This window comes from Pseudomonadota bacterium (assembly GCA_027620075.1).
Classification (GTDB): Bacteria; Pseudomonadota; Alphaproteobacteria; order Rickettsiales; family UBA6187; genus 1-14-0-20-39-49.
Genome location: JAQCEY010000002.1, coordinates 125,362 through 150,681 on the forward strand (window position 1 = coordinate 125,362; position 25,320 = coordinate 150,681).

21 protein-coding genes are annotated in these 25,320 nt (G+C 41.2%); 12 read left to right on the plus strand and 9 right to left on the minus strand.

Annotated features, from left to right (window positions below; genetic code table 11):
• The first annotated feature begins 66 nt into the window (after positions 1-66).
• A complete protein-coding gene (locus O2942_03745) occupies positions 67-993 on the plus strand; it encodes a sugar phosphate nucleotidyltransferase (protein ID MDA0781360.1) in 927 nt (308 codons plus the stop codon).
• Positions 994-1,059: 66 nt separating this feature from the next.
• Here the strand turns inward: O2942_03745 and phaR are convergent, their stop codons facing one another.
• A complete protein-coding gene (gene phaR / locus O2942_03750) occupies positions 1,060-1,530 on the minus strand; it encodes a polyhydroxyalkanoate synthesis repressor PhaR (protein MDA0781361.1) in 471 nt (156 codons plus the stop codon).
• Positions 1,531-1,585: 55 nt separating this feature from the next.
• Between phaR and O2942_03755 the strand changes: the two genes are divergently transcribed.
• The 8 genes from O2942_03755 (at position 1,586) to O2942_03790 (ending at position 8,052) form a co-directional block, all read left to right on the plus strand.
• Positions 1,586-2,944, plus strand: a complete 1,359-nt coding sequence (locus O2942_03755; GenBank protein ID MDA0781362.1) for a hypothetical protein — start codon at positions 1,586-1,588, stop codon at positions 2,942-2,944.
• A 173-nt stretch (positions 2,945-3,117) separates the two neighbouring features.
• A complete protein-coding gene (locus O2942_03760; protein MDA0781363.1) occupies positions 3,118-4,242 on the plus strand; it encodes an 8-amino-7-oxononanoate synthase in 1,125 nt (374 codons plus the stop codon).
• 356 nt (positions 4,243-4,598) lie between these two features.
• Positions 4,599-5,270: an alpha/beta fold hydrolase gene (locus tag O2942_03765; GenBank protein MDA0781364.1), complete on the plus strand. Its 672-nt coding sequence runs from the start codon at positions 4,599-4,601 to the stop codon at positions 5,268-5,270.
• On the plus strand, positions 5,267-6,064 hold the full coding sequence (locus O2942_03770; GenBank protein MDA0781365.1) for a methyltransferase domain-containing protein: 798 nt from the start codon (positions 5,267-5,269) through the stop codon (positions 6,062-6,064). Before O2942_03765 ends, O2942_03770 begins: the two co-directional genes overlap by 4 nt.
• A gap of 129 nt (positions 6,065-6,193) precedes the next feature.
• Complete coding sequence (locus O2942_03775; protein ID MDA0781366.1) at positions 6,194-6,532, plus strand: hypothetical protein; 339 nt, start codon at positions 6,194-6,196, stop codon at positions 6,530-6,532.
• Between the two features lie 56 nt (positions 6,533-6,588).
• On the plus strand, positions 6,589-7,272 hold the full coding sequence (locus O2942_03780; protein ID MDA0781367.1) for a hypothetical protein: 684 nt from the start codon (positions 6,589-6,591) through the stop codon (positions 7,270-7,272).
• 11 nt (positions 7,273-7,283) lie between these two features.
• Positions 7,284-7,655, plus strand: a complete 372-nt coding sequence (locus O2942_03785; protein MDA0781368.1) for a cation transporter — start codon at positions 7,284-7,286, stop codon at positions 7,653-7,655.
• 1 nt (position 7,656) lies between these two features.
• Positions 7,657-8,052, plus strand: coding sequence for a hypothetical protein (locus O2942_03790; GenBank protein MDA0781369.1), 396 nt, complete (start codon positions 7,657-7,659; stop codon positions 8,050-8,052).
• 66 nt (positions 8,053-8,118) lie between these two features.
• On the opposite strand, the gene O2942_03795 is transcribed toward O2942_03790, so the two are convergent.
• Positions 8,119-9,852 (minus strand): ATP-binding protein, encoded by a 1,734-nt coding sequence (locus O2942_03795; protein ID MDA0781370.1) that lies wholly within the window; start codon positions 9,850-9,852, stop codon positions 8,119-8,121.
• Between the two features lie 129 nt (positions 9,853-9,981).
• Between O2942_03795 and O2942_03800 the strand changes: the two genes are divergently transcribed.
• Together O2942_03800 and O2942_03805 are read left to right on the plus strand one after the other, a co-directional pair.
• Complete coding sequence (locus tag O2942_03800; GenBank protein MDA0781371.1) at positions 9,982-11,490, plus strand: YifB family Mg chelatase-like AAA ATPase; 1,509 nt, start codon at positions 9,982-9,984, stop codon at positions 11,488-11,490.
• Positions 11,491-11,639: 149 nt separating this feature from the next.
• Positions 11,640-12,782 carry a hypothetical protein gene (locus tag O2942_03805; GenBank protein ID MDA0781372.1) on the plus strand — a complete coding sequence of 381 codons (1,143 nt, stop codon included), beginning with the start codon at positions 11,640-11,642 and terminating at the stop codon, positions 12,780-12,782.
• Between the two features lie 286 nt (positions 12,783-13,068).
• Here the strand turns inward: O2942_03805 and O2942_03810 are convergent, their stop codons facing one another.
• The 7 genes from O2942_03810 to O2942_03840 form a co-directional block, all read right to left on the minus strand.
• Positions 13,069-13,752: an ABC transporter ATP-binding protein gene (locus O2942_03810; protein MDA0781373.1), complete on the minus strand. Its 684-nt coding sequence runs from the start codon at positions 13,750-13,752 to the stop codon at positions 13,069-13,071.
• The gene (locus O2942_03815) at positions 13,745-14,989 is read right to left on the minus strand and encodes a lipoprotein-releasing ABC transporter permease subunit (GenBank protein MDA0781374.1); all 1,245 of its coding nucleotides are present in this window, start codon (positions 14,987-14,989) and stop codon (positions 13,745-13,747) included. Before O2942_03815 ends, O2942_03810 begins: the two co-directional genes overlap by 8 nt.
• Positions 14,990-15,002: 13 nt before the next feature.
• Positions 15,003-16,286: a proline--tRNA ligase gene (locus O2942_03820; protein MDA0781375.1), complete on the minus strand. Its 1,284-nt coding sequence runs from the start codon at positions 16,284-16,286 to the stop codon at positions 15,003-15,005.
• Between the two features lie 282 nt (positions 16,287-16,568).
• Positions 16,569-19,382, minus strand: coding sequence for a flagellar hook-basal body complex protein (locus tag O2942_03825; GenBank protein MDA0781376.1), 2,814 nt, complete (start codon positions 19,380-19,382; stop codon positions 16,569-16,571).
• A gap of 72 nt (positions 19,383-19,454) precedes the next feature.
• On the minus strand, positions 19,455-20,153 hold the full coding sequence (locus O2942_03830; GenBank protein MDA0781377.1) for a flagellar hook assembly protein FlgD: 699 nt from the start codon (positions 20,151-20,153) through the stop codon (positions 19,455-19,457).
• A 12-nt stretch (positions 20,154-20,165) separates the two neighbouring features.
• Positions 20,166-21,710 carry a flagellar hook-length control protein FliK gene (locus O2942_03835; protein ID MDA0781378.1) on the minus strand — a complete coding sequence of 515 codons (1,545 nt, stop codon included), beginning with the start codon at positions 21,708-21,710 and terminating at the stop codon, positions 20,166-20,168.
• Positions 21,711-21,978: 268 nt separating this feature from the next.
• Entirely contained in the window at positions 21,979-23,481 is a 1,503-nt protein-coding gene (locus tag O2942_03840; protein ID MDA0781379.1) for a UbiD family decarboxylase, read from the minus strand.
• Positions 23,482-23,792: 311 nt separating this feature from the next.
• Here O2942_03840 and O2942_03845 point away from each other — a divergent pair, with 311 nt between their 5' ends.
• Complete coding sequence (locus O2942_03845; GenBank protein ID MDA0781380.1) at positions 23,793-25,133, plus strand: hypothetical protein; 1,341 nt, start codon at positions 23,793-23,795, stop codon at positions 25,131-25,133.
• The last annotated feature ends 187 nt before the right edge of the window (positions 25,134-25,320 follow it).

Genomic DNA, 25,320 nt, shown 5'->3' on the forward strand with positions numbered 1-25,320 from the left:
AAAAGTTGCAAACTATTAATTTTTACATTATATAGTGCCTACGATATTATTAGGGGAGAGTAGGAATTGTATAATATAATACCGGTAATATTAGCAGGCGGCGAGGGCAATCGTCTAAAACCACTTAGCACAAAAAAGAAACCCAAACAATTTTTAAAACTTTCGTCCGGCAAGAATAAGTTAAGCTTATTACAGGAAACGGCTAAACGGGCTTTACAGATAACCGATGCGAAAGATATTATAGTAATTTCATCCGAAGCACACAAAAAGATAGCGATAAAACAGTTGGGCAAGATTCATAAGGACTTATGTAACAACGTTATACTTGAGCCTTGCGGGAAAAATACAGCTATGGCAACGTCAATAGCCGCCATTTATGCGGCTAACAACCATAGCGATCCGGTATTGCTGATTATGCCTTCAGACCACTTGATAAGCGATTCGACCGAATTGATATATAGCATAAAAAGTTCAATAGCCGCCGCTAAAAGAGGGCATATAGTCCTGTTCGGTATAAACCCTACAAGAGAGGATGGGAACTACGGACATATCGTACAAGGTGACGAGTCCCTGTTCAGGGAGCTTTTTGAGGTAAACGGCTTTATTGAAAAGCCTGATAGAGAAAAACTTTCAACCCTTAAAAAACATGATAAAAAATGGTGGAATAGCGGAATGTTCCTTATGTCGACAAGAACATTTTTCTCTGAAATGAAGAAGAAAAACCTCGATGTACTGACAAAAGCCAGTAATGCTTATGCAAGCCTAAAGGAATCCGATTACGGCTATACGATTAACGAAAGCCTTTATTCGGATGTAAGGTCGATTTCAATTGATAAAGCCATCATTGAAGATAGTAAAAAGCTACTGGTAAAACCTGTTGATATTGATTGGCACGACCTAGGCTCATGGCAGTCAATCTGGGAACTTAGTCAAAAAGACGGGAAGGGGACGCCACTTGAGAATTTCCTTGATAAAATAGCAGCGGCTTCTTAATGAGGTAACTCTTGTCATATATACGTAAATCAAATTCAAATTTACTATAAATTCAGAACAACAAGTTCACTTATCATCTTTTTTCGGAGCGAACATGCCTAAAGTGCTTTCAAATATTTTCATATTCTGCTCAGTCATGTTCTCAAACATCTTGATAGGAGTGAATCTTGTCCAGTCCGCACTAGAGAAATTGACCATTTTTTCCTGATTTTGTATGAACTGCTCCATCATGGCGGTAAGATAACTTGGCACTACACCTTCTAATTTTGTATTACCGTACATTCCTATTAGCTGCCTTAAGAAATTTATAGGGAGCAGGTTATACCCTTTTGCTTCCTGCTCAAAAATTATCTGGGTAAGTACGGAACGTGTAATATCCTCTTCGGTTTTAGCGTCCTTAACAACAAACTCCTCACCTCGCTTTATCATATCAAACAAGTCTTCCAAGACAATATAACAGCTAGTCTGGGTGTTATACAAACGACGGTTAGCATATTTTTTAATAGTTACGATGTCATTATTAGCTTGTTTTGTCATGGATAAACTCATATTTTATAGTTGAGTGGGTTAACAACAATTAATTTGGAATTAAGTGTCTGATAATAAAGATACCAGTAAGATTATACATGAATTTTTAGAGCTTTGGCAAAAACAATTTTCATTTATTGCCAAAGACCCTAAAACCATAGCCGCAATGCTGGCAACATTCGCCAGTGAACAGGGAAAATATTTTGATTCATTGAAGGAAAACAAAAATGCTGAGTCAGGCTCCGATACAAACTACATAACGATGCTGATGATGAGCTACACCGGCTCCGCAAACGCATTGCAGATCTTGAAACGAGGGTCGCTGAGCTTGAATCCTCAACTGGAAGAGGAAGCAAAAAAGCTTCAGGAGAAACTAAGAGAAAAAGACCTAAAAGAGCTGTCGCTTGAACTTACCAAGCAATTAAACAACAGGTTCGGTGAACTTGTTTCAGTTATAAAAACCCTAAACAGATATGATTATAAACGCACCTTAACAGAAGGAGAAACCGTCTGGCAGGAAGGTTCAACAAGACTTTTGTCGTTTGAATGCGAATCTGAAAAAACCGTTATTTTCATTCCGTCTTTAATTAATAAATCATATATTCTTGACCTGTCGGAAAAACGCAGTTTCATACGCTATCTTCAAAAGAACGGTATAAATTCATATCTGGTAGACTGGGGAGAGCCTGAACAGGGCGAGTTGGGCTTTGACCTTGATGATTATATAGTCGGTCGCCTCGATAAAATAATTGACCATGTGGGCAAGATTAGCAAAAACCCTATAATACCGGCAGGCTATTGTATGGGTGGCTTGCTTGCTATAGCATCGGCATTACGGAACAAAGAAAAGATAAGTGCGTTAGGGCTATTTGCCACCCCGTGGGAATTCCATAGCAACGATTTTCAACGCTTTAATCTTGATGAAAAGGGGGTTGATTCTCTTGAGCAAATCATTAACTCTTCAGGCAAAATACCGGCAGGTATCATACAATCAATGTTCTATTATCTGCACCCCGAATCGGTGCAGCATAAATTTGAAAATTTCTTTTCCTTTATCAATGACGAATCGTCTGACATAGAAGAATTTATGGCGATTGAACACTGGGTAAATGACGGTATATCCATGCCGTCCAAGGTCGCAAAAACCTGTTTCATAGACTGGGTTCATAATAATAATGTCAGCAACCTTAAATGGACGGTCGGAGGAAATACGGTAGACCCCACCAAATTAGACCTGCCGGTGTTCGTTTTAAACTCCGATAAGGATCATATAGTACCCACGGGTTGCTTTGAACCTCTTTTGCCCCTTTTGAGCAATAAAACATATTTAAAACAGAATTTAGGACATATATCGATAATTGCAGGTTCAAAAGCAGAAAACATTGTCTGGAAGCCTTTTAAAGACTGGGTCGAAAATATATAGCAATATGACAGGGGTGTAGTAAATTTGAATTTAATTTGGTTATATTTGTCATTTTAAATATATTAACCGATACTTTCATAAAGAAAATCCGTTTATAAATCCACTTGAAAATTCAAAGTGTTTGTGTAGAGTGTTAAACATATTTTCAATGAAATTATTATTATCGTAAAAATATGAACGTTAAGACCGATATATTGTCCAAGATAAATTTAGATATTTCTGACTTGAAAAAAGAAAATCTTTTCCGACAGTTGCATGAAACGTCAAGGACGGGCGGTATTCATATAATCCGTGACGGCAGGAAGTTACTTTCTTTTAGTTGCAATGATTATTTGGGATTGTCGCAGAATCCCAAGGTAAAGACAGCCGCTATAGTTGCTATAGAAAAATACGGTACGGGTTCGGGGGCATCGCGTTTTGTAACGGGTAATTGCCCGTTATATAAGGAGCTTGAACAAAAGCTGGCACAGATTAAGAAAACTGAAGCAGCTACGGTTTTCGGCAGCGGATATCTGGTAAATCTGGGTGCTATACCGGCATTTATGGGTGTGGGAGATTTGATAGTCGCCGATAAGCTTGTTCATGCCTGTTTGCTTGACGGAGCAAAATTGTCAGGTGCGAAACTTATGCGTTTTAGCCATAATTCCGTGGAAAAATGTGAGGAGTTGCTGCGAAAACACCGTGATATCTACAAGAACTGTATAATACTTACCGACCACGTATTCAGCATGGACGGAGATGTTGCTCCGGTTAGCCGGCTATATGATCTGGCAGAAAAATATAATGCGTGGCTTATGACCGATGATGCCCACGGATTCGGTATTTTACCCAATGCCAAGGCTCATATTCAGATGGGTACTTTGTCGAAGGCTGCGGGCTGTTATGGCGGCTATATTTGTGCTTCTGCCGAGATAGTCGAGTATTTACAGAACAAGTCACGTTCGCTTATCTACTCAACGGCATTGCCGCCTTCGGTGCTGGCATCTGCTATTGAAGCGGTGGGTCTTATAGAGCAGCAAAAGGATAAAGCCTGTAAAGCTCTTACTAACGCACGTTATTTTACGGAGCTTTTGGGTTTACCTGAGGCACAAAGTGCAATAGTGCCGATTATATTCGGTGATGAGCAGAAAACTATTACCGCATCAAAGATATTGGAAGATGAGGGATATCTGGTATCTGCCATAAGACCGCCTACCGTACCTAAGAATACGGCAAGATTACGCTTTACATTCTCTTCGTTACATACTAAACAGAATATTGACGATATTGTATCGGTTATAAGGCAAAAATTGTTTTAAAGAGGAATGTTATATTATAGTGTCGTAACTTTTCAAAAAGCGTTGTCATCCCCGACTTGTTCGGGGATCTTGAATAAGTTAAAATGAGATCCCCCTATAATTTTCTACGAAAATTCGGGGGATGACGGCATTTTTGAAAAGGTAATTTTACTATAGGAACCTCTGCAAAAGGAGTAAGGAGTTATAAAATTTAGTCCCTTCTCCCCAAGGGAGAGGGAGTAGTTTGTACACTTTTGCAGAGGCTGCTATAATTGTTTTTTGAATTTTTTGTCAACCTGAATATTGTTTCAGGTTCTCTCATAAAAAATAACAGATGCTGAAATAAATTCAGCATGACAATAATAAAGTGCAAGATAATGAAAAATATAATTACGTTTAGCGGTTGGGGGCAGGATTATGACGCTTTGGAAAATATTGCCCCCGGAGCTAATCATATAAATTATAAGGACTTTGATAATATCGAAGCCCTTTTCGAGTCGTTGAGGGACACGCCCTGTGATATGCTGATAGGCTGGAGCTTGGGAGGTCAGTTGGCATTAAGGGCGATAGATGCGGATATATTAAAACCCAAAAGGCTGGTGCTGATATCCACTCCGTTCCAGTTTATATCGGGACAGGGTTTATATTGCGGTATAAATATGGATAGCTTTATTGAGTTTGAGAATGATTTTACGCATGACCCTGAAAAAACTTTAAAACAATTTGCCGCCCTGATAGCCAAGGGTGACAAAGATGCCCGTAATATCGCTAGGATATTGAGAAATGCAAATAATGAGGACGCTATAAAATGGTTATATTGGCTTGACCAGTTACGCAGTTTTTCATGCAAAAAGACGGACTATGATAAGGTTCCCCCGACATTGGCTATTACAGGCAGCAATGATATGGTAATACAACCCTCGCAGATAGACCTGTTCCGTCCTCTTATAAGGTCGGGATATAAAGCTGCCATACTTGAAAAATGCGGTCATGCCCCTCACCTGCATGATGAGCAGAAGGTAAGGGAATTAATAGCCGGAGTAGCATGATATCGGTTTTTAAAAAGAATATATCTCGTGACTTTGATAAAGCCGCCGGAAATTATGACGAGCATGCAACGGTTCAGCGAAAGGCTGCCGATAATTTATTCTCAATGATAAAGGACGATATAACAAACAATAAGTTTGTGTTAGACGCGGGTTGCGGTACGGGTTATCTGCATGAATTATTGAGAAAGAATAAGATACATTGTCCTTTATTCCAGACAGATATTTCATATAATATGTGTAAGGTTGCCGACGGTTATGCATCACCGCCTGAATATGGAGGAACATATACCTGCCGCTCCGACGTTGAAAATCTGCCTTTTGCCTCCTCCTCGATTGATTTGGTTTTTTCATCGCTTACATTGCAATGGACGGATGCGGAAAAAGTTTTGCAGCAAATATATAATGTGCTGAAGCCGAAGGGAAAAATAGCAATTGCCACAATAGGTTGCGGTACACTTTCAGAGCTGCATGAATCATCATTATCTTTGGGCAAAGAATTATATATCAATGATAATTTTGTGAACGAGGAATATTTGAACGGCTTGTGCGTAAACACCGGTTTCAGGAATATAGAGGTTCAAAGCGGTACTATAAGGATAGAGCATGATAATTTAAAGAAGCTGCTTATTTCTATAAAAGGCGTGGGTGCAAGCTATAAGGCAAAGCGTGAGGCGAGATATTTAGGTAAGGATTACTTTGTGCGGTTGGAAGAAAAATATAAGGAAAACTTTTGCAGTAACAATAAACTTATAGCCGGTTGGAATATTATTTATGTTACGGCGGAAAAAAGTTAGGAAGCTTTTTGTAGTCATTCCAAATTACGTTTTTATTCGTTCTTTTTGTCCCCCGTCGAAGGGAGAGGGTGTTTTGCAGAGATTACTATAAATATTTACTTCCGTTGCTATTTATATTATAATAACAATATGGGTATAATACGTAAAATTTTGTTTTTAATTGTTTTTGTAAGCCTGTCCTTTTCGGGTGCGGCTAATGCTGCCGTTGATTGCTGTGTTAAAGATGGCAACCCGGAACATGTGCCTATGATGATGGAAGAGCCGTGTCATGATATGGAAGAAGATGTTAAAAATAACGATAATAGCTGTGAAAATTGCGGTTGTCAGCATTGTATAGGCAGTCTTTTCACGTTAGTGCAGCTAAAAAATGCAATACAAAAAATCTCAATATCAAATTCGTATTTTGATGATAATTTTATATCAATATCAATAAACAAAATACTCCAACCGCCCAAACATATCTCCTAACGTTTTTTACAAGGCATTATTGTGCCTTATGCTAATCTATAACAGGAGATATTTGAATGAAAGTTTCTATTTCATTTATGCGGAATTTATTTCAGCATCTATTATATATCGCAATAATGTTTGTTGCCTCTATTGCGATATCGGCGAGTTCGTTTGCACGCCCCGTTTCATATCCTGAGGGGTGGACTATTATGCAAATGAATAACACGAACAGTAACAATCTGCATGTCCATTATTCACCGACAGCTAAGTATTCCATCGGCTATAAAGGAGAGTATCACAGAGCGGAAGAATGGCAGTTTCACGGTATGCAGCTAAATTATCTGGCAAAGAGAGTAAATAAAAAAAGCTCTCAAGCCAATATTTATCTGAAATCGGCAATAGGTGCTGCCTATAGTGATTTTGGGGCTTTTGACAATAAGACCGAAGCTGCCGCATCAATAGGCATCGCCACAGATTGGGAAACAAGGAGGTATTTCACTTCATATGAAAACCGCCTTACCTATGCCGGTGATATCGAGAAATCCTTTGAACAAAAGGCGAGGGTGGGGATAGCCCCGTATCTTGGTAGTTATGGCGACCTGCATACATGGCTGATGCTGGAAGTAGATCACAGTCCCAAACGTGCCGATGAGGTTATTTATACACCGATGGTGCGGCTGTTTAAGGACGTGTATTTGTTTGAATTCGGTGTCAGCAGTAACAAAGATTTTTTAATTAATACGGTAATAAGATTTTAAGGAGAAATAACATGAAGAAAATATTTTTATCAATTTCAATTGCAGTTTTGTTTTTAACAACTAACGCTTTTGCCAACCACCCCGGACATACGCATGATAATGAGCCGGAGGAAGCCACAGAGTCGAAAACGGGTAGCATTGAGGGTGCAGCATGTGAAGATATAGTAACCGTGTCTGTAAACGGTCTTGTATGCGATTTTTGTGCAAGGGCTTTAGAAAAGACCTTCGGTAAACAAGATGAGGTTTCCCGAATCAATGTAGACCTTGAAAAAGGGAAGGTGGCTATAGCCATGAAAGAAGGTATGACCATTTCTGACGAGATGCTTACCAAGCTTATTACGGATTCGGGATATAACGTAACCGCAATTGATAAGGGTTGCTAACATGGATAATGAAGCTGAAAATTACGGCAAGAAACAGACTCTCTTGCCGTTTATTAGCCTTTTTACGTCATTAGGTACGCTTGTTTGCTGTGCGTTGCCTGCCTTGCTGGTGACGATAGGGGCGGGGGCGGCTCTTGCTGGACTGGTAAGTTCCGCTCCTTGGCTTGTTGCCTTGTCTAAATATAAAATATGGACATTTAGCATTGCGGGGGGGCTTATTATCGTATCGGGGATAGTACGCTATAAAAACCGCAATGCACCTTGCCCCATAGACCCCAAACAGGCAAAAGCATGTATGAAGCTGCGTAGGATAAGCTCGGTTATGTACCGGCTTTCGGTAGCCGTTTATATGATAGGGTTCTTTTTTGCGTTTGTGGCAAGTAAGGTTTTTTATTAGGATTAAAAGCCCTCTCCCACAGGGAGAGGGAGTCTAACAAAATGAAAATCGATGTTTTTTTTCGATTTAGTTCATCAGGACTTCCGGACGTTCCTGTAACTTTTTCGTTTCGGCTATGACATCGGGGCGTATTCTGGAACTTGGCAGTATTACATTTGCCGTTGTACCCACTCCTACCTTGCTATCAAGCCTGAAAGTACCGCCATGCATCTGGGTAAGCATCTGACACAGAGGAAGCCCGAGACCGGTTCCCTGATCCACGTCATCACCGTGAACCTGCTCAAATACTGCCATTGCTTTGGGTATGTCCTTAGAGTCAATACCGCGTCCGGTATCGCTTACCGATATAACAATGTTATTTTCATTATCATAATGGCTGGAAACTACTATGTTTCCGCCTTCAGGTGTGAATTTAACGGCATTTGATAAAAGATTTAAAATTATCTGTTTTATCTTTCTTCTGTCAGCGTAGATATAACTCTCGTTTTGCCCTACTTCGTTTATGACGTTAACGCCGTTAGTGCGTGCCTTTTGTTCAATTATACGTATTGATGAGTTAATGGTTTTACCTATATCTACTATCTCTTCACGTAAGGTTAGTTTGCCCGCATCGCCTTTTGAAAAATCCAGAACATCGTTAATAAGCTCAAGAAGGTGGTTGCCGCATGAATTAATATCGCTTATACGTTCGGTTTGCGGAGGTGTAAGCTTCCCGAAATAATCCTTTGCAAGCATTTCGGAAAAGCCGATAATGGCATTTAGCGGAGTGCGAAGCTCATGGCTCATTTTAGCAAGAAAGTCGGATTTTGCCTGACTGGCAAGCAATGCTTTATTTTCAGCATTGCGAGATTTTTTGACCTGTTTATCAAAGAAATATGAAAAGGTAATTATAAGACCTATAAATAATACGAAAATAGTTCCGAACAGAGAATATTCGTTCCTGACCCTATTTAAATGTTCGAAAATTCCCGTCTCGTCAATACTCAAAAACACGGAGACCGGCATATCTTTTAAGCTCTGTGCAGAATAAAGCTTGAATTTATTACCGGCATTTTTTTCAAATATACGGGCAGATATTGACGGCTCTTTTGTAACCTCGTTGATAACGGGTGTAAAAAAAACGTTTTGTTTATCACTTGCCAACAATACGTTTTCCGCATTGCTGTTGTGGGTAACGGCAAGCTGTACCTGCTTTTCGTTTAATGCCGATCTTAGTATGTTTATAAGAAGGTTGCCGTCTATTACCGCAAGCACCATGCCGTCATACTGACCTTTTAGATTCTCCAGACGGCGGCTGGCGATTATCCGGTTGTCTTTTTCACTGGAAAGGGGGGTGATATACAGGCTGTTATCGGTAATTTCTCTATGATGTACGGCATGCTTCTTGATGGTTTCCTGAACGTTCATGTAGAGTGTTTCGACATCGCTGTCTTTTCTTACCACTATATCGATAAATCCGTTCTCGTCACTAATCATCATAGCACTGATATGAGGGACTTCATTAACCCATAAGCCCATATTATGCTCCATATCGGATTTTAACGATTTGCCGAACAGCATATTGAAATACTGGCGTTCAACCGCCCTGCGTAAAGTCTGGTCAACCGATATAAAACCTATCTCGACATTTGACGACAATATCTCGGTAAGCCTCGAAAGATCGAGTTTTGCTTGTGCTATAGTCTCATTATGCTCACGTTTATTTTGAAATATAGCAAAAGAAAAAAATAGTAACAACGCTATAGCACTGATTATTACTATTGTTCTTAGGTTAGATATTTTTAAAAGCTGCTGTTTCATTGTTTTTAATTATAAAAAATGTATATTTCGATTAAGTTGTCTAATTAAAACGTGTATTACAAAGGGTAACTTATTAGATAAAAGTTAACGAAAGGTTAACGGATAAAAAAATATTTTTATGAGTATAAAATGGTAGCACATATTAACACCGTCGCATTTCAGGGAATCACGCCTAAAACCATAGATGTTCAGGTTCATATAGCTTCAGGGATACCTGCATTTAGCATAGTGGGATTGCCTGATAAGGCGGTGGGAGAATCCAAGGAGCGTATCCGTTCTGCGATGAATTCGTTAGGACTTTCCCTGCCGCCTTCAAGAATGACGGTAAATCTTGCACCGGCAGATGTAATCAAGGAGGGAAGCCACTATGACCTTGCGATAGCGTTGGGGCTGATGATTGAAATGAACGTCCTTAAAAATGAAGAACTTGCCGACTATGTCGTTTTAGGAGAGCTATCACTGGACGGCTCGGTCACTACCGTTGCGGGAACTTTGCCTGCGGCTATCCACGCCGCATCAATAGGGAAGGGGATAATATGCCCGGTAAAAAACGGCCCGGAAGCATGTTGGGCAGGAGAAATAGAGATTCTGGCAGCAAGTAACCTGCTTGAACTTATTAACCATTTTAAAGGGACACAGGTAATTACTCCACCTACGATAAAATTCGATGAGGCGGCTAACACCAACTACCCCGATTTGAGGGATATTAAAGGGCAGGAAAGTGCTAAACGTGCTTTAGAAGTGGCGGCTTCCGGCAATCATAATATGCTGATGACGGGACCTCCCGGATCGGGCAAGTCAATGCTGGCATCAAGATTGCCCGGAATAATCCCTGAGCTTTCAAGCAACGAAATGCTTGATGTAAGCATGATAGAAAGTATCTCGAATAACCTTGAGGACGGCAAAATAAAGCGTGTAAGACCTTTTCGTGACCCGCATCATTCATGCTCGATGGCAGCTATGATAGGAGGAGGGAAACGGGCTATGCCGGGAGAAATAACGCTGGCTCATAACGGTGTTTTGTTCTTAGATGAGCTACCTGAATTTCCAAGGCAGGTGCTGGATTCACTAAGGCAGCCGCTTGAGACGGGGCAGGTGACGGTATCAAGGGTAAACGCCCATGTTACATATCCGGCTAATTTTCAGCTTGTTGCCGCTATGAATCCTTGCAGATGCGGATATCTGGGTGATGCCGACAGGGCTTGTAATAAAGCCCCTAAATGTGCCGTTGATTATCAGTCAAAAATATCCGGTCCCTTGTTTGACAGGATAGATATTCATATCGAAGTTCCGCCGGTTACCCCTATGGATTTAAGCAAAGAGCCTGCAAAGGAAGGTAGTACCGAGGTTTTACAAAGGGTAAAAACGGCAAGAGAAATTCAGGCAAAGCGTTATGAGGGGCTTAACATTACTACTAACTCGCAGGCAGACGGTGAGATATTGTTACAAGTTGCTTCACCTGATAATGAGGGCAAAAAAATACTTGATACGGCATATGAGAAAATGGGGCTTTCTATGCGTGGATATAACAGGGTGTTAAGGGTTGCACGCACCATTGCCGATATGCAGGATAACGAAAAGGTGAAAAAAGAACATATTTGGGAAGCTTTGAGCTACCGAAAGGTGAATTTAAGGTAGTTCAAAGCAACTGCGGATTTTAATTTATAAAAAGCCTTTATATTGTAACAAAAAATCTATATAATATAGATACAATTTAAACCCTACTAGAAGTTTCTAAATAATTATAATATATACGGTGCATAGTAAGTTAATAGGCGGTATCAAGAATGAGAAGAATTATAAATAGTCACAAGGATATTTCTTTTATAGCACGCAGTCCTGAAAATGAGAACGGCACTTCCGTTGAGCGTGAAAACGCTATAAGTGAAAGTGACAAAAATTCGGTATTTGACCTATCAAATAAAAAGCGAAAAGAGATTAGGGATACGGGTGAGCCTATCAGAAACGCTCAAAGAGGCGGATATAATATAGAAATTGATGAAGTCGGCAGGTTCTTCGGTGATAACAGAGAAAAAGCTCAATCAGACCTTAAAACCTTGGAAGAAGAAACAAAAGATAAATCGCCGGAAGAAAAAAATGATGCCGTCCTTAAATTTATCAGGGAAAAAGGAGAGTTCCTAAAACAAGAGATAAATGATGAAAAACAAGAATATCTAAAAGAAAATGAGTCCGAGCTACCTATGTTCGGAGGGGCAGGAGAGGCAAACCCTCAGGACGAACAATCCCTTGGTGAGACGGAAGCAATATTGGCAAGGATACGTCAGGTAAACAGGCAGGCTAAGTTAGACCATGAACGCAAACGTGATGTTGCTGCCCTTGAAAATTCTATTTTAATAGGTGCTGCTGCCGGAACTGTTACCGCTACGGTAAAAGCCCCGTTTGAAATGCTGATAGGGGGACTTGAAGAAATACAGAGGGAAGAGGGGATAGACCTGCGTGTATTGACGGGTATCTTATCGGGAGTTGCCGCTGTTGCCGCCGCTCCGTCAAACATTATAAACTTCTTCGCTCTTAGAAATGAAAGAAAGATTGCCGAAAGAATAAATGACCCTGACTATCTGGCACTGCTTGCAAGAGATGAAAAGGCATTCTTTAAAGGAAGCACTCCTAGCGTTTTCACAAGAAAATCAGATATAGACCTAAGCGAGAAAAATACATTATACGTCGACCCTGACAGAGACGGTGAACCCGGAGCGGGTGCTACTATCGGTGAAACCGGTAACTTCATCGGTGGCGGCAGAGGGCGTACTAGTGACGATCACGGCGGATTCTTCAATTTTATTGATAATCACGCACAGGAAGTAATGAGGAATAATAGCTTGAACAGCATCAAGGTCAGCGATAGGGAGGTTAATACACCAACCCCTAATCAGGCTGATAAAGATAATCCTCAGGGTTTGGGTTATTAAAAAATAGGCATTGCTAACCGAAATAGTTTTGCGTCATTACCATATAATTTTCTACGAAAATTCGGGGGATTGATAACCTATGGTTATGGTGCGGAAGTTCATTTTAAATCACTATAAAAACCTCTGCAAAACCACATCTCCCTCTTCCTAACCGCTAGGAAGGGAGCTACATATGCAGGTGTAACAAACACTTGCGAGTTTTTACCCCTCACAAAAACACTTTCGTGTTTTTAACTCTCCGGCAAGGGGAGAGTAGTTTTTGGCTTTTGCAGAGCCTTCTATACTCTTATTTATATTTTACAACCTCACCGTCTTTTAAGGTTACTATCCTATCCATTTGCTTTGCCAGTTCAAGATTATGCGTAACTATCAGCATGGCAAGCCCGACGGATTTAGCCGATTGTATCAGTATGTCAAAAACATCTTTTGATGTTGCAGGATCAAGGTTTCCTGTCGGCTCGTCCGCAAGCAGGATAGACGGCTTATTGACTATCGCACGTGCAATGGCAACCCTTTGCTGCTCACCGCCTGAAAGCTCGGACGGTTTATGATCTATGCGGTGCGATAAACCTAGCCTTTTTAAGATATCTTTTGCTTCGTCCGTAGCCTTATTCATAGAACTTTTTAATATAAGCTGCGGTATTATTACATTCTCCAGTGCCGAGAATTCAGGCAATAAATGGTGGAACTGGTAGATAAACCCTATATCCTTGCTTCTGATAGAAGTTCTTTGCATATCGGAAGCTTTGGTGCAATCTTCGTCATTTATTATTATTTTACCGCTTGTAGGGCTGTCCAGCAGTCCGGCAATCTGTAACAGCGTGCTTTTGCCCGACCCGCTCGGACCTATCAGGGCAACAGCTTCACCCTGCTTTATATCAAGACAGGCGTTTTGCAGAACTTTTATCTTGTTCTTGCCCTGCCTGAACGTTTTACTGACTTTATCAAGCGATATAACTACCTTACTCATATCTCAAAGCCTCCGCAGGGTCTTGTCTTGCCGCCTTATATGCAGGGTATATAGTGGCAAGGAATGAGAACAAAAGACCCATTCCCACAGACCACGCAACATCAGTAGCCTGAATATCAGAGGGAAGCTCCGACAAAAAGTAAATCACAGGATCAAAAAGCTTATTACCCGTTATTGACTCAAGCTTGCTCCTTATGGATTCTATGTTAGAGGCAAAGCTTATGCCTAATATAAAGCCCAGTAAAGTACCCACAACCCCTATCGAAGCACCGCAAAGGAAGAATATCCGTAATATCATTCCCCTTGTTGCCCCAATGGTGCGTAAAATAGCAATGTCATTGCTTTTGTCATTTACCAGCATTATCAGGCTTGAAATTATATTAAATGCCGCAATGAACACTATCAGGGTGAGTATCAGGAACATAACCGTTCTCTCTACTTTGAGGGCATTAAATAAAGTGGCGTTCGATGTTTTCCAGTCGCTTACTATAAAAAGCCCCTCCAGTACGGACTCTATCTTCCTTACTATAAGCTCGGAATGTTGCGGGTTATCGGTCATTATCTCAATTGAATTAACCGAATCGGGGAACGAGAAGAATAATTGGGCAGATTCCAGCGGCATCAGGATAATGTTATTATCATACTCATACATGCCGGCTTCAAATATAGCCGCCACATAATAGCTTTTCAGCTTTGGCATAGTACCTAGTGCCGTAGCACGCCCCTTCGGCGATATCAGTGTAACCTTTTCACCTACAAACACCCCAAGACGGTTAGCAAGCTTTGAACCCAGTATAATCCTGTTTTCAAGGGCGAAATCCTCAATATCACCGTCTTTGATATTGTCGGCTATCAGCGGCTTTTCTTTAACATCTAAAAGGCGTATGCCCTTTACGACCGCACCGGTAGTAGTGTATTTGGTAGTTACCATAGCCTGTCCGTCAATTATCGGAGATAATGACTTTACCCCCTCAATCTGAGTAAGACCGCCTGTCAGCTCATCAAAACCGCGTATCTCCCGTTCATAGCTAGATATGTATATATGACCGCTTACACCGAGTATCTTATTGGTTATCTCCGCCCGAAAACCGTTCATGACTGCCATTACAACTATCAGCGTAGCAACACCAAGGGCAATTCCGATAAACGAAAAGCCTGCAATTACGGATATAAAGCCCTCACGCCTGCGGGAACGCAGGTATCTAAAGGCTATCATTCGTTCAATTTTTGAAAACATACTAATTTTTTATTTAGATAAGTTTTTCTAATGCAGCTTCAACTGATATTTCCTGTTTTTCGCCTGTCTTGCGACTTTTAAACTCAACCATACCTGCAGCTACTCCTCTTGGTCCTACGGCAACCTGCCACGGCAGACCTATCAAATCCATTGAGGCGAATTTTTTCCCGGCACTTTCTTTGGTATCGTCGTATAGTACCTCAACGCCTGCATTTTGCAACTTGTTATATATATCCTCACAAGCTTTATCGCAAGCTTCATCACCTGTGCGGATATTTACCAGCCCCACCTTAAACGGTGCGACGGATTCAGACCAGATTATCCCTGCATCATCATGACTTGATTCTATTATAGCACCTACAAGCCTTGAAACTCCGATTCCGTAAGACCCCATGTCGGGATATACGGACTTGCCGTCCTTATCCAAAATAGTAACGTTCATAGCTTTGGTGTATTTAGTACCGAAGTTAAATATATGCCCCACTTCTACGCCACGTCTTGTACGCAAATCTTCTTTTGCAACCGGACATTTTGCCTCATCGTGCATTTCATCGGCGGCAGCGTAAAGCTTTCTCATCTCATCAGGGTTCAATTCGTCCTGTGCTATAAGGTCATCAAACTTTTTGTCGTAATATATCTGGCTTTCGCCTGTTTCTGCCAAGATCTGGAATTCATGGCTCAAATCACCGCCTATAGCACCGTTATCAGCCTTGACCGGAATAGCCGTCAAACCCATACGCTTGAAGGTCTTTAAATATGCTTCATACATGATATCGTAAGACTTTTTAGCTCCCTCTTTATCAAGGTCGAAGCTGTATGCGTCCTTCATCAAAAATTCCCTGCCGCGCATAACACCGAAACGCGGGCGTATCTCGTCCCTGAACTTCCACTGTATGTTATAAAGGTTAAGCGGAAGGCTTTTATAGCTCTTAGTGTTTTTGCGGAATATGTCGGTAACCACCTCTTCGGCGGTAGGTCCGAAAAGCATATGGTTATCATGCCTGTCGGTTATACGCAGCATTTCCTTGCCGTAATCGTCGTAACGCCCCGATTCCTGCCATAATTTTGCAGGCTGTATGGTGGGCATCAATATCTCTATTGCCCCCGCCTTATCCATTTCCTGACGGACAATGTTCTCTATTTTCGTTAATACCTTTAAACCCAAAGGCAACCAGCTATATATTCCCGAATTTGTTTGGCGTACCATGCCCGCACGCAGCATTAACCTATGCGAAACTATTGTAGCCTCGGCAGGATTCTCCTTGATTAGTGGAATAAAAAATCTTGATAAACGCATATATGAATCCATTAAAGTCTATAATTCTTCTAAGTAGTATGCCTGATTATCATATCATTTTTTAATTATCAAATAATTCATGATTTTATAGCCAATTAACTTGATTTTTGCACGAGCATGCTTTGTAGCGAAGCGAGTGTTATCCTAACCGGCGAGCAAATCTCCATTTTGTAACAATTGTGCGGTATTGGCGCAATTTTGATTTTAAATAATTCTTTCTATATAAAAAAAATCCCTCCTGAATTACAGGGGGGATTTTTTATCGGTTAATCATAACTGCTCTTATAGCCTTCTATTTAGCTCTTCTTCCATATCCCTTACGGTCGAGATAAGGGTGGCATTAGCGTTATAGTTGGACTGAATACCGATAGTTCTTGTAAGCTCTTCAGCTATATCTGCCGTAGACCCTTCTAGGGAGCCTGCAACTACTGTTCCAGCTCCACCTTGTCCGGCATCTTTTAGGTTAACCTCGCCAGAGTCCTGAGTTACGGCAAAAGTGTTTCCGGTTTGAGGGGAAAGAGCATTCTGGTTTGCCACTGTAATTATAGGTAGTTTATAGATAGGTTTTATCTCGCCATTACTGAAATTAGCGTTTACGGTTCCGTCATCATCTACGGTTATACCCTTGAACTGTCCTGCTGCTACACCGTTTTGTTCTATGAACTCTACACTGTAAGAGGAGTCAAATTGACGCAGTCCGTCAGTAAGACCTATAACTGTAGCTCCCGGAGTGCCGCTTGGCTGCCCTGACGTTCCAAAATCGAAGACAACGGTGTTATCGACCGCACCGGTAGACCATGGTATTGTAAGTGGAGCCGTTAACGAATTTGAAACGTTGTTTAAAGAGCCGTCTCCGTTAAATGTTACTGTTCCGCTTACTAATAGCCCGTCAGCAGAGCTGTTGCTTAACTCTGACGGGGCAAGGGAATAAAACTCTACCGCCCATGTGTTGACACCGACTTTTAAGAATGAAAGCCTGAAGTCATGCCCCGTACCGAGTGCGTCAAATACTTCGATATTACGAGGGAAGTGAGGGGTAATATTACCGCCCGCCATGTTTAGTGTTGAATCCGATGAGTTGTATGTTACAGGAACGACCGCAGACTGTGCTGTTGCCGCCACGGTTCCCGTAATACTCATTTCAGTGAAAAAGCCGTCACCGACATTGTGGTTATCGGCTAAGCCAAGTTCCTTTACTAAATCATCGGATGAATCACCGATAACTAAGCCTGTGGCGGATGTAGCTGAGCTTATCGTAATACTAGTATTACCTGAGGCATTGTTCAATGTTGCTGCAAAATCTCCGTCAAGGTCAATAATTGATTGAAGCTCTGCCATTGTAGCAAATCTTAAAGCTCCGCCTGAAGCTGCAACGTCGGCTAATCCGAATTCAGTTAAGAAGTCTGTCGCATTTGAGTTGGCGAAGGTTAAGCCTAAGTCAGCATCAACAGCCGCTATATACAAAGTATCGTTCTCAATTCTTGCGATATAATCGGTACTTGCCTGTATTGCCGTTACTAAAGTTGCAAGGCTGTTAAATTGTCCTGCCGCTGTGTTGGGGGATACTGCGGTATATGTAAAGGTTGTTGCACCGCCACCATCATTAATAGTAAATGCGTGACCGTCGGTAATAGAACCGCCGCCGAATGTTCCTGCGGTCGTAGTCGCTGTAAACATAGCATTCGCCGAGGATATAGTGTCACTTGTTTCAAAACCACCATATGTAACTGTAAGGCTATTACCGCCTCCTGCCTGATCGTCCTCTAAAACAAGGGTATCACCTGCTGCCATTGCAGTTCCGCCAACCGGAACTATTAATTGGGTAGAAGTAATAGCCCCGTTCTCGTCAGATTTTAAATCTGCCGTAACTATATTATCTATTTTAGTTACAGTTAGTGTATCTTGCGGATCGGCAGAGAATATCTCTATATTAGCACCCGATGTAGGGTTGTTAATAATGGAATTAAGGTCAGCTTGAGCGTTTACCAGAGTTTGTAGTCCCGAAAATGTATTCCAGCGTAATACACCCGAAGATGCTGCTAACTGGTCACTAAAACCAAGCTCGTTATGTAAGTTACTGCTGCTGACATCGCCGAAAGTTATGGCTTCCGTTGCATCAACCGAAGAAACAAATAGCTGTCCGCCCGATGTTCTTGCGGTAAGACCTGTTGCAGCGTCAATTGCCTGAGCCAAAGTATCAAGGCTATTAAACTCACCGATTCCTGTTGAAGGATTTGCCGAGGTATAAGTAAAAGTTACTGTCCCGCTTGAAGTAGTGGCAATTGTGAACTGGTCACCCTCTGCAAGGTTGGTGCCTGTTGTAAATGAGGTGCCGGTAGTTGTCGAGCCAAAAATAGCAGATGTGGTGATATCGGAAGACTCGGCAAAACCGCCATAAACAAGGGTAGAAGCAACACCGTTCGATGTTACGGTTATGCTATCTCCTTTTTGTGTTCCGGCAACGGGAACTACTATGTCATCTTCGCTAATAGAACCGTTAACAGAAGATGAGCCGGGGGCAAGATTAACGGTAGCACCTTGAAATACCGCCTGACTGGAGTTAAGGTTCAAACCTGTGGATATTGTAGTGGTTGCAGATGCCGTACCGCTTGCGGCGTTGGTGTCAACTACTACTAACGAGCTGGTTGATTCTGCTGCCGTAGTATTAAGGTTGCCCGTGTCACCCGGTTTTCTGCCGTCATTATCAAGCGGCCAGCCAAGCAACTGTAGACCTTCGGGGTTTACAAGCTCGCCTTTGTTGTTAATATCGAATGAACCGGCACGAGTAAGCAATAATGTACCGCTTTCGTCCTGTACCGCAAAGAATCCGCTGCCTGATATGGCAAGATCTGTCACCCTTCCGGTTGATTCAATCAAGCCTTGTGATTCTATGATGCTTTTTGCGTTAACCGACACACCTCCGCTTGAATAACCGACACCTGAGTTAGTGTTTGTAACAAGCGTAGAAAACTGGCTTTTTACCGCTTTATAACCGGGTGTTGACGCATTTGCGATATTGTCGGCACTAATCGAGATACTGGTACTTTGTGCCTGTAGCCCTGTTACTGCCGAGTTCCTTGCTCCTGATAATCCCATAATTTATCCTCCTTATGTAAGTTATTAGTCATTAGTTGCTTAGGTTTCCCTAGCTTTCTTCACTTAGTTATCCTAATTATTTTGCGAGCGGATGGAGATAATATCCCCGACCGATGTTTTTATATTTCCTACCAGTAAAACTACATCGTCCGACTCAAAATTCGCTCCTGTTACTATTCCCTTTGTTACGGTGTCGACTGATGTTATTTTAGCATCTTCCCCTTCACCGATAGCGTAATCGACCGTAACGAAATATTCTCCGTCAGATAAAGGGTTGCCGGCATTATCAAGACCGTCCCAGACTATAGTGTTTTTGCCGCTGACTTTTTCACCGTTGGCACGCCTTACAACATTTCCTAGAGTATCCTGAATAACTATAAATACGTCATCGGGACGTTCGGGAATGTCGTATGAAAATTCCGCCCTTCCGTCTTTAAGGCTTACAATCGGGGTGTTGAACTCTATTTCCTTATCAAGGTATGACACCGGTGAGCCGAAATTATCACGTTCTGCCTTTAATAATGATTCTATTGATTCAAGGTGGGCATTCTGGTTTATTGACTGTTCAACTGAAGATAGCCTTGTAATACTGTCGATGAACTCCGTTCCCTCCATCGGGTCAAGCGGATCTTGAAACTTTAACTGGGCAAGGAGTATCGTCAGGAAGTCTTCCCTTGTGCCGACAAATGAGTCGAAATCCTCCCCGCTTTTTGTTTTTGTCGTAGATGCCAGCCCTATGCTTGATGCTGCATTTGATTCTATTGTTGCCATAATATATCTCCCTTATACCCTTATGTCCAAACCGTCTTTCATTACAAAGCTACGGTTGTAAATTTGTGAAATATCTTCAATGCCGTTATCCTCGGCATCTTCATTATTTTGTGCGTATGATTTGCCGAATGCTTCTTTTATTATTTCTTTCCACTTCTCATCACTTTGTTCGTGGAAACTGAAACTCAAATCGCCCGATTGTGTCTGAAGTGCGTCTTGTAATAGTCCTTTTAGCGAACCGGACTCTTTTTGAAGCAGGTTTAGCGTATCTATTTTCTCTGCCATAACGGCAACTTTGGTCTTGCCGTCATGACCTGTTTCTATGCGGACATCAACGCTGCCGAGTTCTTTAGGGTGCAGTTGGATTGTTATCTTACTTTCACCCTTAGCACCTAGTGACGAAATGCCGAATTTTATCTGAGCCATTACGTCATTTGCCTTATCTGCCTTTAAAGCTCCCATATTCTTTATGTTGTTGGATACCGTATCAACATATTTTTGGAATTTGATGAACTCTCCGCTATTAACAGGAGCGTCCGAATAATTCTGCACCGATGACGGAGTCAATGACTCTGAAGAATTTTGGAAGCTGTTTGAATTGTTATTTGAAAGGTTGTTTTGTAGCCCGCTTGCCTGTGTATTGGCAGGGTTTTGTGCTAACTTGTTTGACGCTATCTTTTGGTTGTCCAGTTGATTCTGTAAGTTTTTAGTTAACTCCTGAGTGTTTTGTGAATCACCTGAAATAAGGCTTTTCAAAATATCGGCGTTCTTACTTGTAAAGTTGTTTATATTAAGGTTTTCCTGCCTGTTATTATCGACTTTTTTGTCCTCAGGATTAATATTTAGCAGGCTTTTTACCTGATCGGATCTGATATTTGTTTGCTGAACCTGTGGCTCTTCGGCAATTGTTTTTGCTGTTTGTATGACATCTTCTGCAACTTTTGCTATCTGCCCTTCGCTGATATTAGCGATACCGCTAAGACTCTGTGTGTTTGTTTGTTGTGATTGTAAAAGGTTGCTGTTAATTTCAGGCGTATCACCTGATATTTCAATATTATCAAGTGCGGTTATTTGGGCTTTTGCAGAGGATTGCAGCCCTGCGTTTGCTATCTCGTTAGAAATTGACGATACTGCCTTGCCTAAGTTGCCTATTATATCGCCTACAGGTGTTATCTGTGTGTTCAAACCTTCGGCTTCCTGCAATGAAAGCAAGCCCTCCAATATGTGATTGCCTAAATTTTGCTTATTGCCCGATTTTTGCAGTAAGGCGTTATTTGTGCCTGAATTCTGTAAATTACCTATCAACCGTCCTAAAGAAGCATCGTCCGAGAAATCTATCTTGCCAAGGTCTATATTCTGTGATTTTAAGGATTTTAATATATTGATTATATCGTCGTTGCTTATGCCTGACGGTAGTTTTTTATCATTATCTACGTAATCTTTGAAATTCCGGTCACTTTCGGCATAATGGGCGGACGGCGAATTATCACCGTTCCTCCTAGTATCAGGCTTTTCTACCTGCTGTGCCGTTAAAATGTCCAGTAACCCGAGATTCATTATATTACTTATATTTTTATGATACCGCTTCTTTGCGATATGGAAAATTCATTCCAACCAAATATAAGCAATAGGCGTGCCAAGTCTTGTAACGCCTTGTATCTAGATGACTTTGTCGATGTGAACGGAGTTATGCTTATGATTAAAATATATAAAAAGAGGTAAAAATTGCCTTTTAGTTTAGGAAGTTATTGCCATATCTTATTTTTTAGACCGCATGGTTGTTTAGGGTTCAGAGGGCGGCGCATCTTGGGACTAAACGACTAATCTACCATATAGGTTTGCCGCTGCTGCCGATTCCAAGCTCGTCCCACATTTTCGTTACCTTATCTACGACATTTTTATCCATTTGTATCTTAGTACCCCATTCACGTTTTGTTTCCGCACCTATTTTATTCGTAGCATCAAAACCGACTTTACTGCCTAAACTCGGTTCGGGAGAGGCAAAATCCAGATAATCGATCGGCGTATTTTCTATAAAAGTCATATCACGGGCAGGGTCCATGCGGGTAGATATCGCCCATATAACGTCCGTCCAATCCCTTACATTAATATCGTCATCAACCACTATCACGAATTTTGTGTACATGAACTGCCGCAAAAATGACCAAACCCCCATCATGACACGCTTGGCATGACCGGCATAAGCTTTTTTCATGGAAACTACCGCAACACGATACGAACACCCTTCAGGCGGCAACCAGAAATCAACTATTTCAGGGAATTGCTGTTTTAGCAAAGGCACAAAAACCTCGTTCAATGCTTCACCTAATACCGAAGGTTCATCAGGCGGTCTTCCCGTAAAAGTACTAAGATAAATAGGGTTTTTACGCATGGTTATGGCAGAAACGGTAAATACGGGGAACTTTTCAACCTGATTATAATATCCGGTGTGGTCGCCATAAGGTCCTTCATCTTCATAGTCGTCAAGGCTTACATGTCCTTCCAGCACTATTTCAGCCTCGGCAGGCACTTTGAGAGGAACGGTCTTGCATTCAACCAGTTCAACGCTCTTTCCCCGTAGTAATCCGCTAAACTGATATTCGGACAAGGTATCGGGAACAGGCGTTACCGCCGCCAGTATCGTGCCGGGGTCTGCACCTATAACCGCCGCTACAGGGAACGGCTCGTTTTTCTCCTTAGACCATCTTTTATGCTGCTGCGCTCCGCCTCTGTGCTTTAGCCAACGCATTAAGGTAGTGTTTGCTCCGGTAAGCTGCATGCGGTAAATGCCTAGGTTAAAACCGTCCTGCCCTTTTTTTGTTATTCCTTGTGTAACAACCAACGGCCATGTGATAAGCGGAGCCGGTTCATTGGGCCAGCATATCTGTACAGGCAGTTTGTTCAGATCAATATCATCACCTTGTATAACAACCTCCTGACAAGGGGCTTTCTTTACGGTTTTAGGCGACATATTCAAGGCTTTTTTAACAATGGGCAGCATTTCCCATGCCTCTTTGATACCGGCAGGCGGTTCAGGTTGCCTCAAAAATGCTAAAGTCTCGCCTATTTCCCTCAAATTTTCAGGTTTGCAGTCCATACCCTTTGCGACACGCTCTACAGTGCCGAATAAGTTTACAAGTACGGGTATATCTGATTTTCCGTTTGGTGTTATAACATTTTCAAATAATAACGCAGGTCCTTTTTCTGCCAGAACACGAGTCTGTATCTCGGTCATTTCAAGTTCGGTGGATACGGGGTGTTTTATTCTTATTAAATCACCGTCCTTTTCAAGTTTGGCGATAAAATCCCTTAGTGATTTATATGGCATTATTTTTTATAAATATTTAAGTTTTTTACAGGATTATATAGTAAATTAACTTTTCAACAATGCTGTCATCCCCCGAATTTTCATAGAAAATTATAGGGGGATCTCGTTTTAATTTATACAGATCCCCGAACAAGTCGGGGATGACAATTTCTAACTCTTGAAAAGTTACGTTACTATAGTTATAAACTGTTGAAAATCAAGATACGTAAATCGGGTGGTGTATAATAAAAATATAAGCAGGTTAGAATATAGGTTTGATATTGTTTAAAAACGGCATTATATTTAAAAACCTAACCTAAAAAAAGAAATAAATGTTTAAATTCCTGACTTTTATACTTGTATTAACCCTTATCTCGGTTTCTGCCGTATGGTTTATTGAAAATGACGGGTCGATAGTGGTTGAGTGGATGGGATACCGGATTCAAACTTCGGTTATGTTCACGGTATTTTCTATTATAGTTCTGTTCTTTTTGCTGTTCGTTATTTTGCAGATATTGTCGGCTATAAAAAATGCTCCTAAGAACTATCAAAAATCAGTAAAAGATAAAAAGAAAGAAAAAGGGCTTATAGCACTGACGGAAGGTTTTGCCGCAATAGCCGCAGGAGATGTAAAGCAGGCAAAAAAACTTACTAAACAGGCAGTAGGATGTTTAGGTCACGTACCGGTTACAAAACTGCTTGCCGCCCAATCCGCACAGCTTGAGGGCAATTTCGGTGAGGCTAAAGTGCATTATAGCACAATGCTCGAAAATAAAGAAACCCAAATGATAGCTATAAAAGGGCTGCTTTTACAGGCGGAAAAAGACGGTGATACCGAAGAAGCCATAACCCTTGCAGGTAAAGCTATTCAGGCACAGCCTAACTCGGACTGGGCAAATAAAGTATTGCTTCGTCTTTATAAAATAACCAAACGCTGGAAAGAAGCACGGAATTTAACCGAACGTGCTGCAAAGCTTAAACTTATAACGAAAGAGCAGGCGAAACGTGATATAGCAGTGATGGAAGTCGCATTAAGTATTGAGGCTAAAGAAAAGGGAAATATACAAACGGCAATAGAATATGCACAAAAAGCCTGTAAGGCGTTGATAGGATTTCCACCTTCCGCCGTTATTTACGCAAAGTTATTACTTGAAGCAAATAAGAGCAACAAACGAAAAGCCGTTAATGTACTTGAAAAATGCTGGAAAATTAATCCGAATTCTTTGATAGCCGAAGAGTATATGGAAATTTATAGTGGTGAAACACCTGAAAAAAGACTAAAATACGCCGAAAGACTGCTAAAATTAAAACCTAATGATGTAAATTCACATATTATTGTAGCTAAAGCGGCAATTGCGGCAGATAATACCTCCAAAGCCAGAAACCATCTGAAAGTATCACTAAATATCAAAGAAACGTCTCAGATATGCCTTTTAATGGCTGAAGTTGAGCGAATAGAAGAAGTTGATGATGAGGCTGTAAAAAAATGGGTCAACCGTGCTAAACTATGCCCGCCCGATACAGGTTGGCACTGTAAAAAATGCAGTGCATCGCAAGCCGTATGGAATGCTAATTGTGATAATTGCGGCTCATTCGATAGCCTGAAATGGAGCAATAACAAATCTACGATAAATATAGTAAACCCTAAAGAACAACTCTCTATAGAATCCTAAAGTGATAAAATCTATCTGCAATGAACACTGTAATAGCTGTCAGTCCTATTCTCTGTAGCCGAGGTAGTATCGTTAAATCTCAAATATCGAGGCTTTTTACGAACTTGTTTAAGAGCAAGTCTTTGAAAAGTAAGGCTTATTAAAATTTGTAATAAAACTTTAATATTTCTCTTGCAATCAATGCCCG

Excerpts from the sequence above, each read along its gene's own strand:
- O2942_03760 (MDA0781363.1), top strand. The coding sequence starts at position 3,118 with ATGAACGTTAAGACCGATATATTGTCCAAGATAAATTTAGATATTTCT.
- O2942_03820 (MDA0781375.1), bottom strand. The coding sequence starts at position 16,286 with ATGCGTTTATCAAGATTTTTTATTCCACTAATCAAGGAGAATCCTGCC.
- O2942_03810 (MDA0781373.1), bottom strand. The coding sequence starts at position 13,752 with ATGAGTAAGGTAGTTATATCGCTTGATAAAGTCAGTAAAACGTTCAGG.
- O2942_03795 (MDA0781370.1), bottom strand. The coding sequence starts at position 9,852 with ATGAAACAGCAGCTTTTAAAAATATCTAACCTAAGAACAATAGTAATA.
- O2942_03825 (MDA0781376.1), bottom strand. The coding sequence starts at position 19,382 with ATGGGATTATCAGGAGCAAGGAACTCGGCAGTAACAGGGCTACAGGCA.
- O2942_03780 (MDA0781367.1), top strand. The coding sequence starts at position 6,589 with ATGAAAGTTTCTATTTCATTTATGCGGAATTTATTTCAGCATCTATTA.
- O2942_03835 (MDA0781378.1), bottom strand. The coding sequence starts at position 21,710 with ATGAATCTCGGGTTACTGGACATTTTAACGGCACAGCAGGTAGAAAAG.
- O2942_03770 (MDA0781365.1), top strand. The coding sequence starts at position 5,267 with ATGATATCGGTTTTTAAAAAGAATATATCTCGTGACTTTGATAAAGCC.
- O2942_03785 (MDA0781368.1), top strand. The coding sequence starts at position 7,284 with ATGAAGAAAATATTTTTATCAATTTCAATTGCAGTTTTGTTTTTAACA.
- phaR (MDA0781361.1), bottom strand. The coding sequence starts at position 1,530 with ATGACAAAACAAGCTAATAATGACATCGTAACTATTAAAAAATATGCT.
- O2942_03845 (MDA0781380.1), top strand. The coding sequence starts at position 23,793 with ATGTTTAAATTCCTGACTTTTATACTTGTATTAACCCTTATCTCGGTT.
- O2942_03775 (MDA0781366.1), top strand. The coding sequence starts at position 6,194 with ATGGGTATAATACGTAAAATTTTGTTTTTAATTGTTTTTGTAAGCCTG.
- O2942_03805 (MDA0781372.1), top strand. The coding sequence starts at position 11,640 with ATGAGAAGAATTATAAATAGTCACAAGGATATTTCTTTTATAGCACGC.
- O2942_03830 (MDA0781377.1), bottom strand. The coding sequence starts at position 20,153 with ATGGCAACAATAGAATCAAATGCAGCATCAAGCATAGGGCTGGCATCT.
- O2942_03790 (MDA0781369.1), top strand. The coding sequence starts at position 7,657 with ATGGATAATGAAGCTGAAAATTACGGCAAGAAACAGACTCTCTTGCCG.
- O2942_03840 (MDA0781379.1), bottom strand. The coding sequence starts at position 23,481 with ATGCCATATAAATCACTAAGGGATTTTATCGCCAAACTTGAAAAGGAC.
- O2942_03800 (MDA0781371.1), top strand. The coding sequence starts at position 9,982 with ATGGTAGCACATATTAACACCGTCGCATTTCAGGGAATCACGCCTAAA.
- O2942_03815 (MDA0781374.1), bottom strand. The coding sequence starts at position 14,989 with ATGTTTTCAAAAATTGAACGAATGATAGCCTTTAGATACCTGCGTTCC.
- O2942_03765 (MDA0781364.1), top strand. The coding sequence starts at position 4,599 with ATGAAAAATATAATTACGTTTAGCGGTTGGGGGCAGGATTATGACGCT.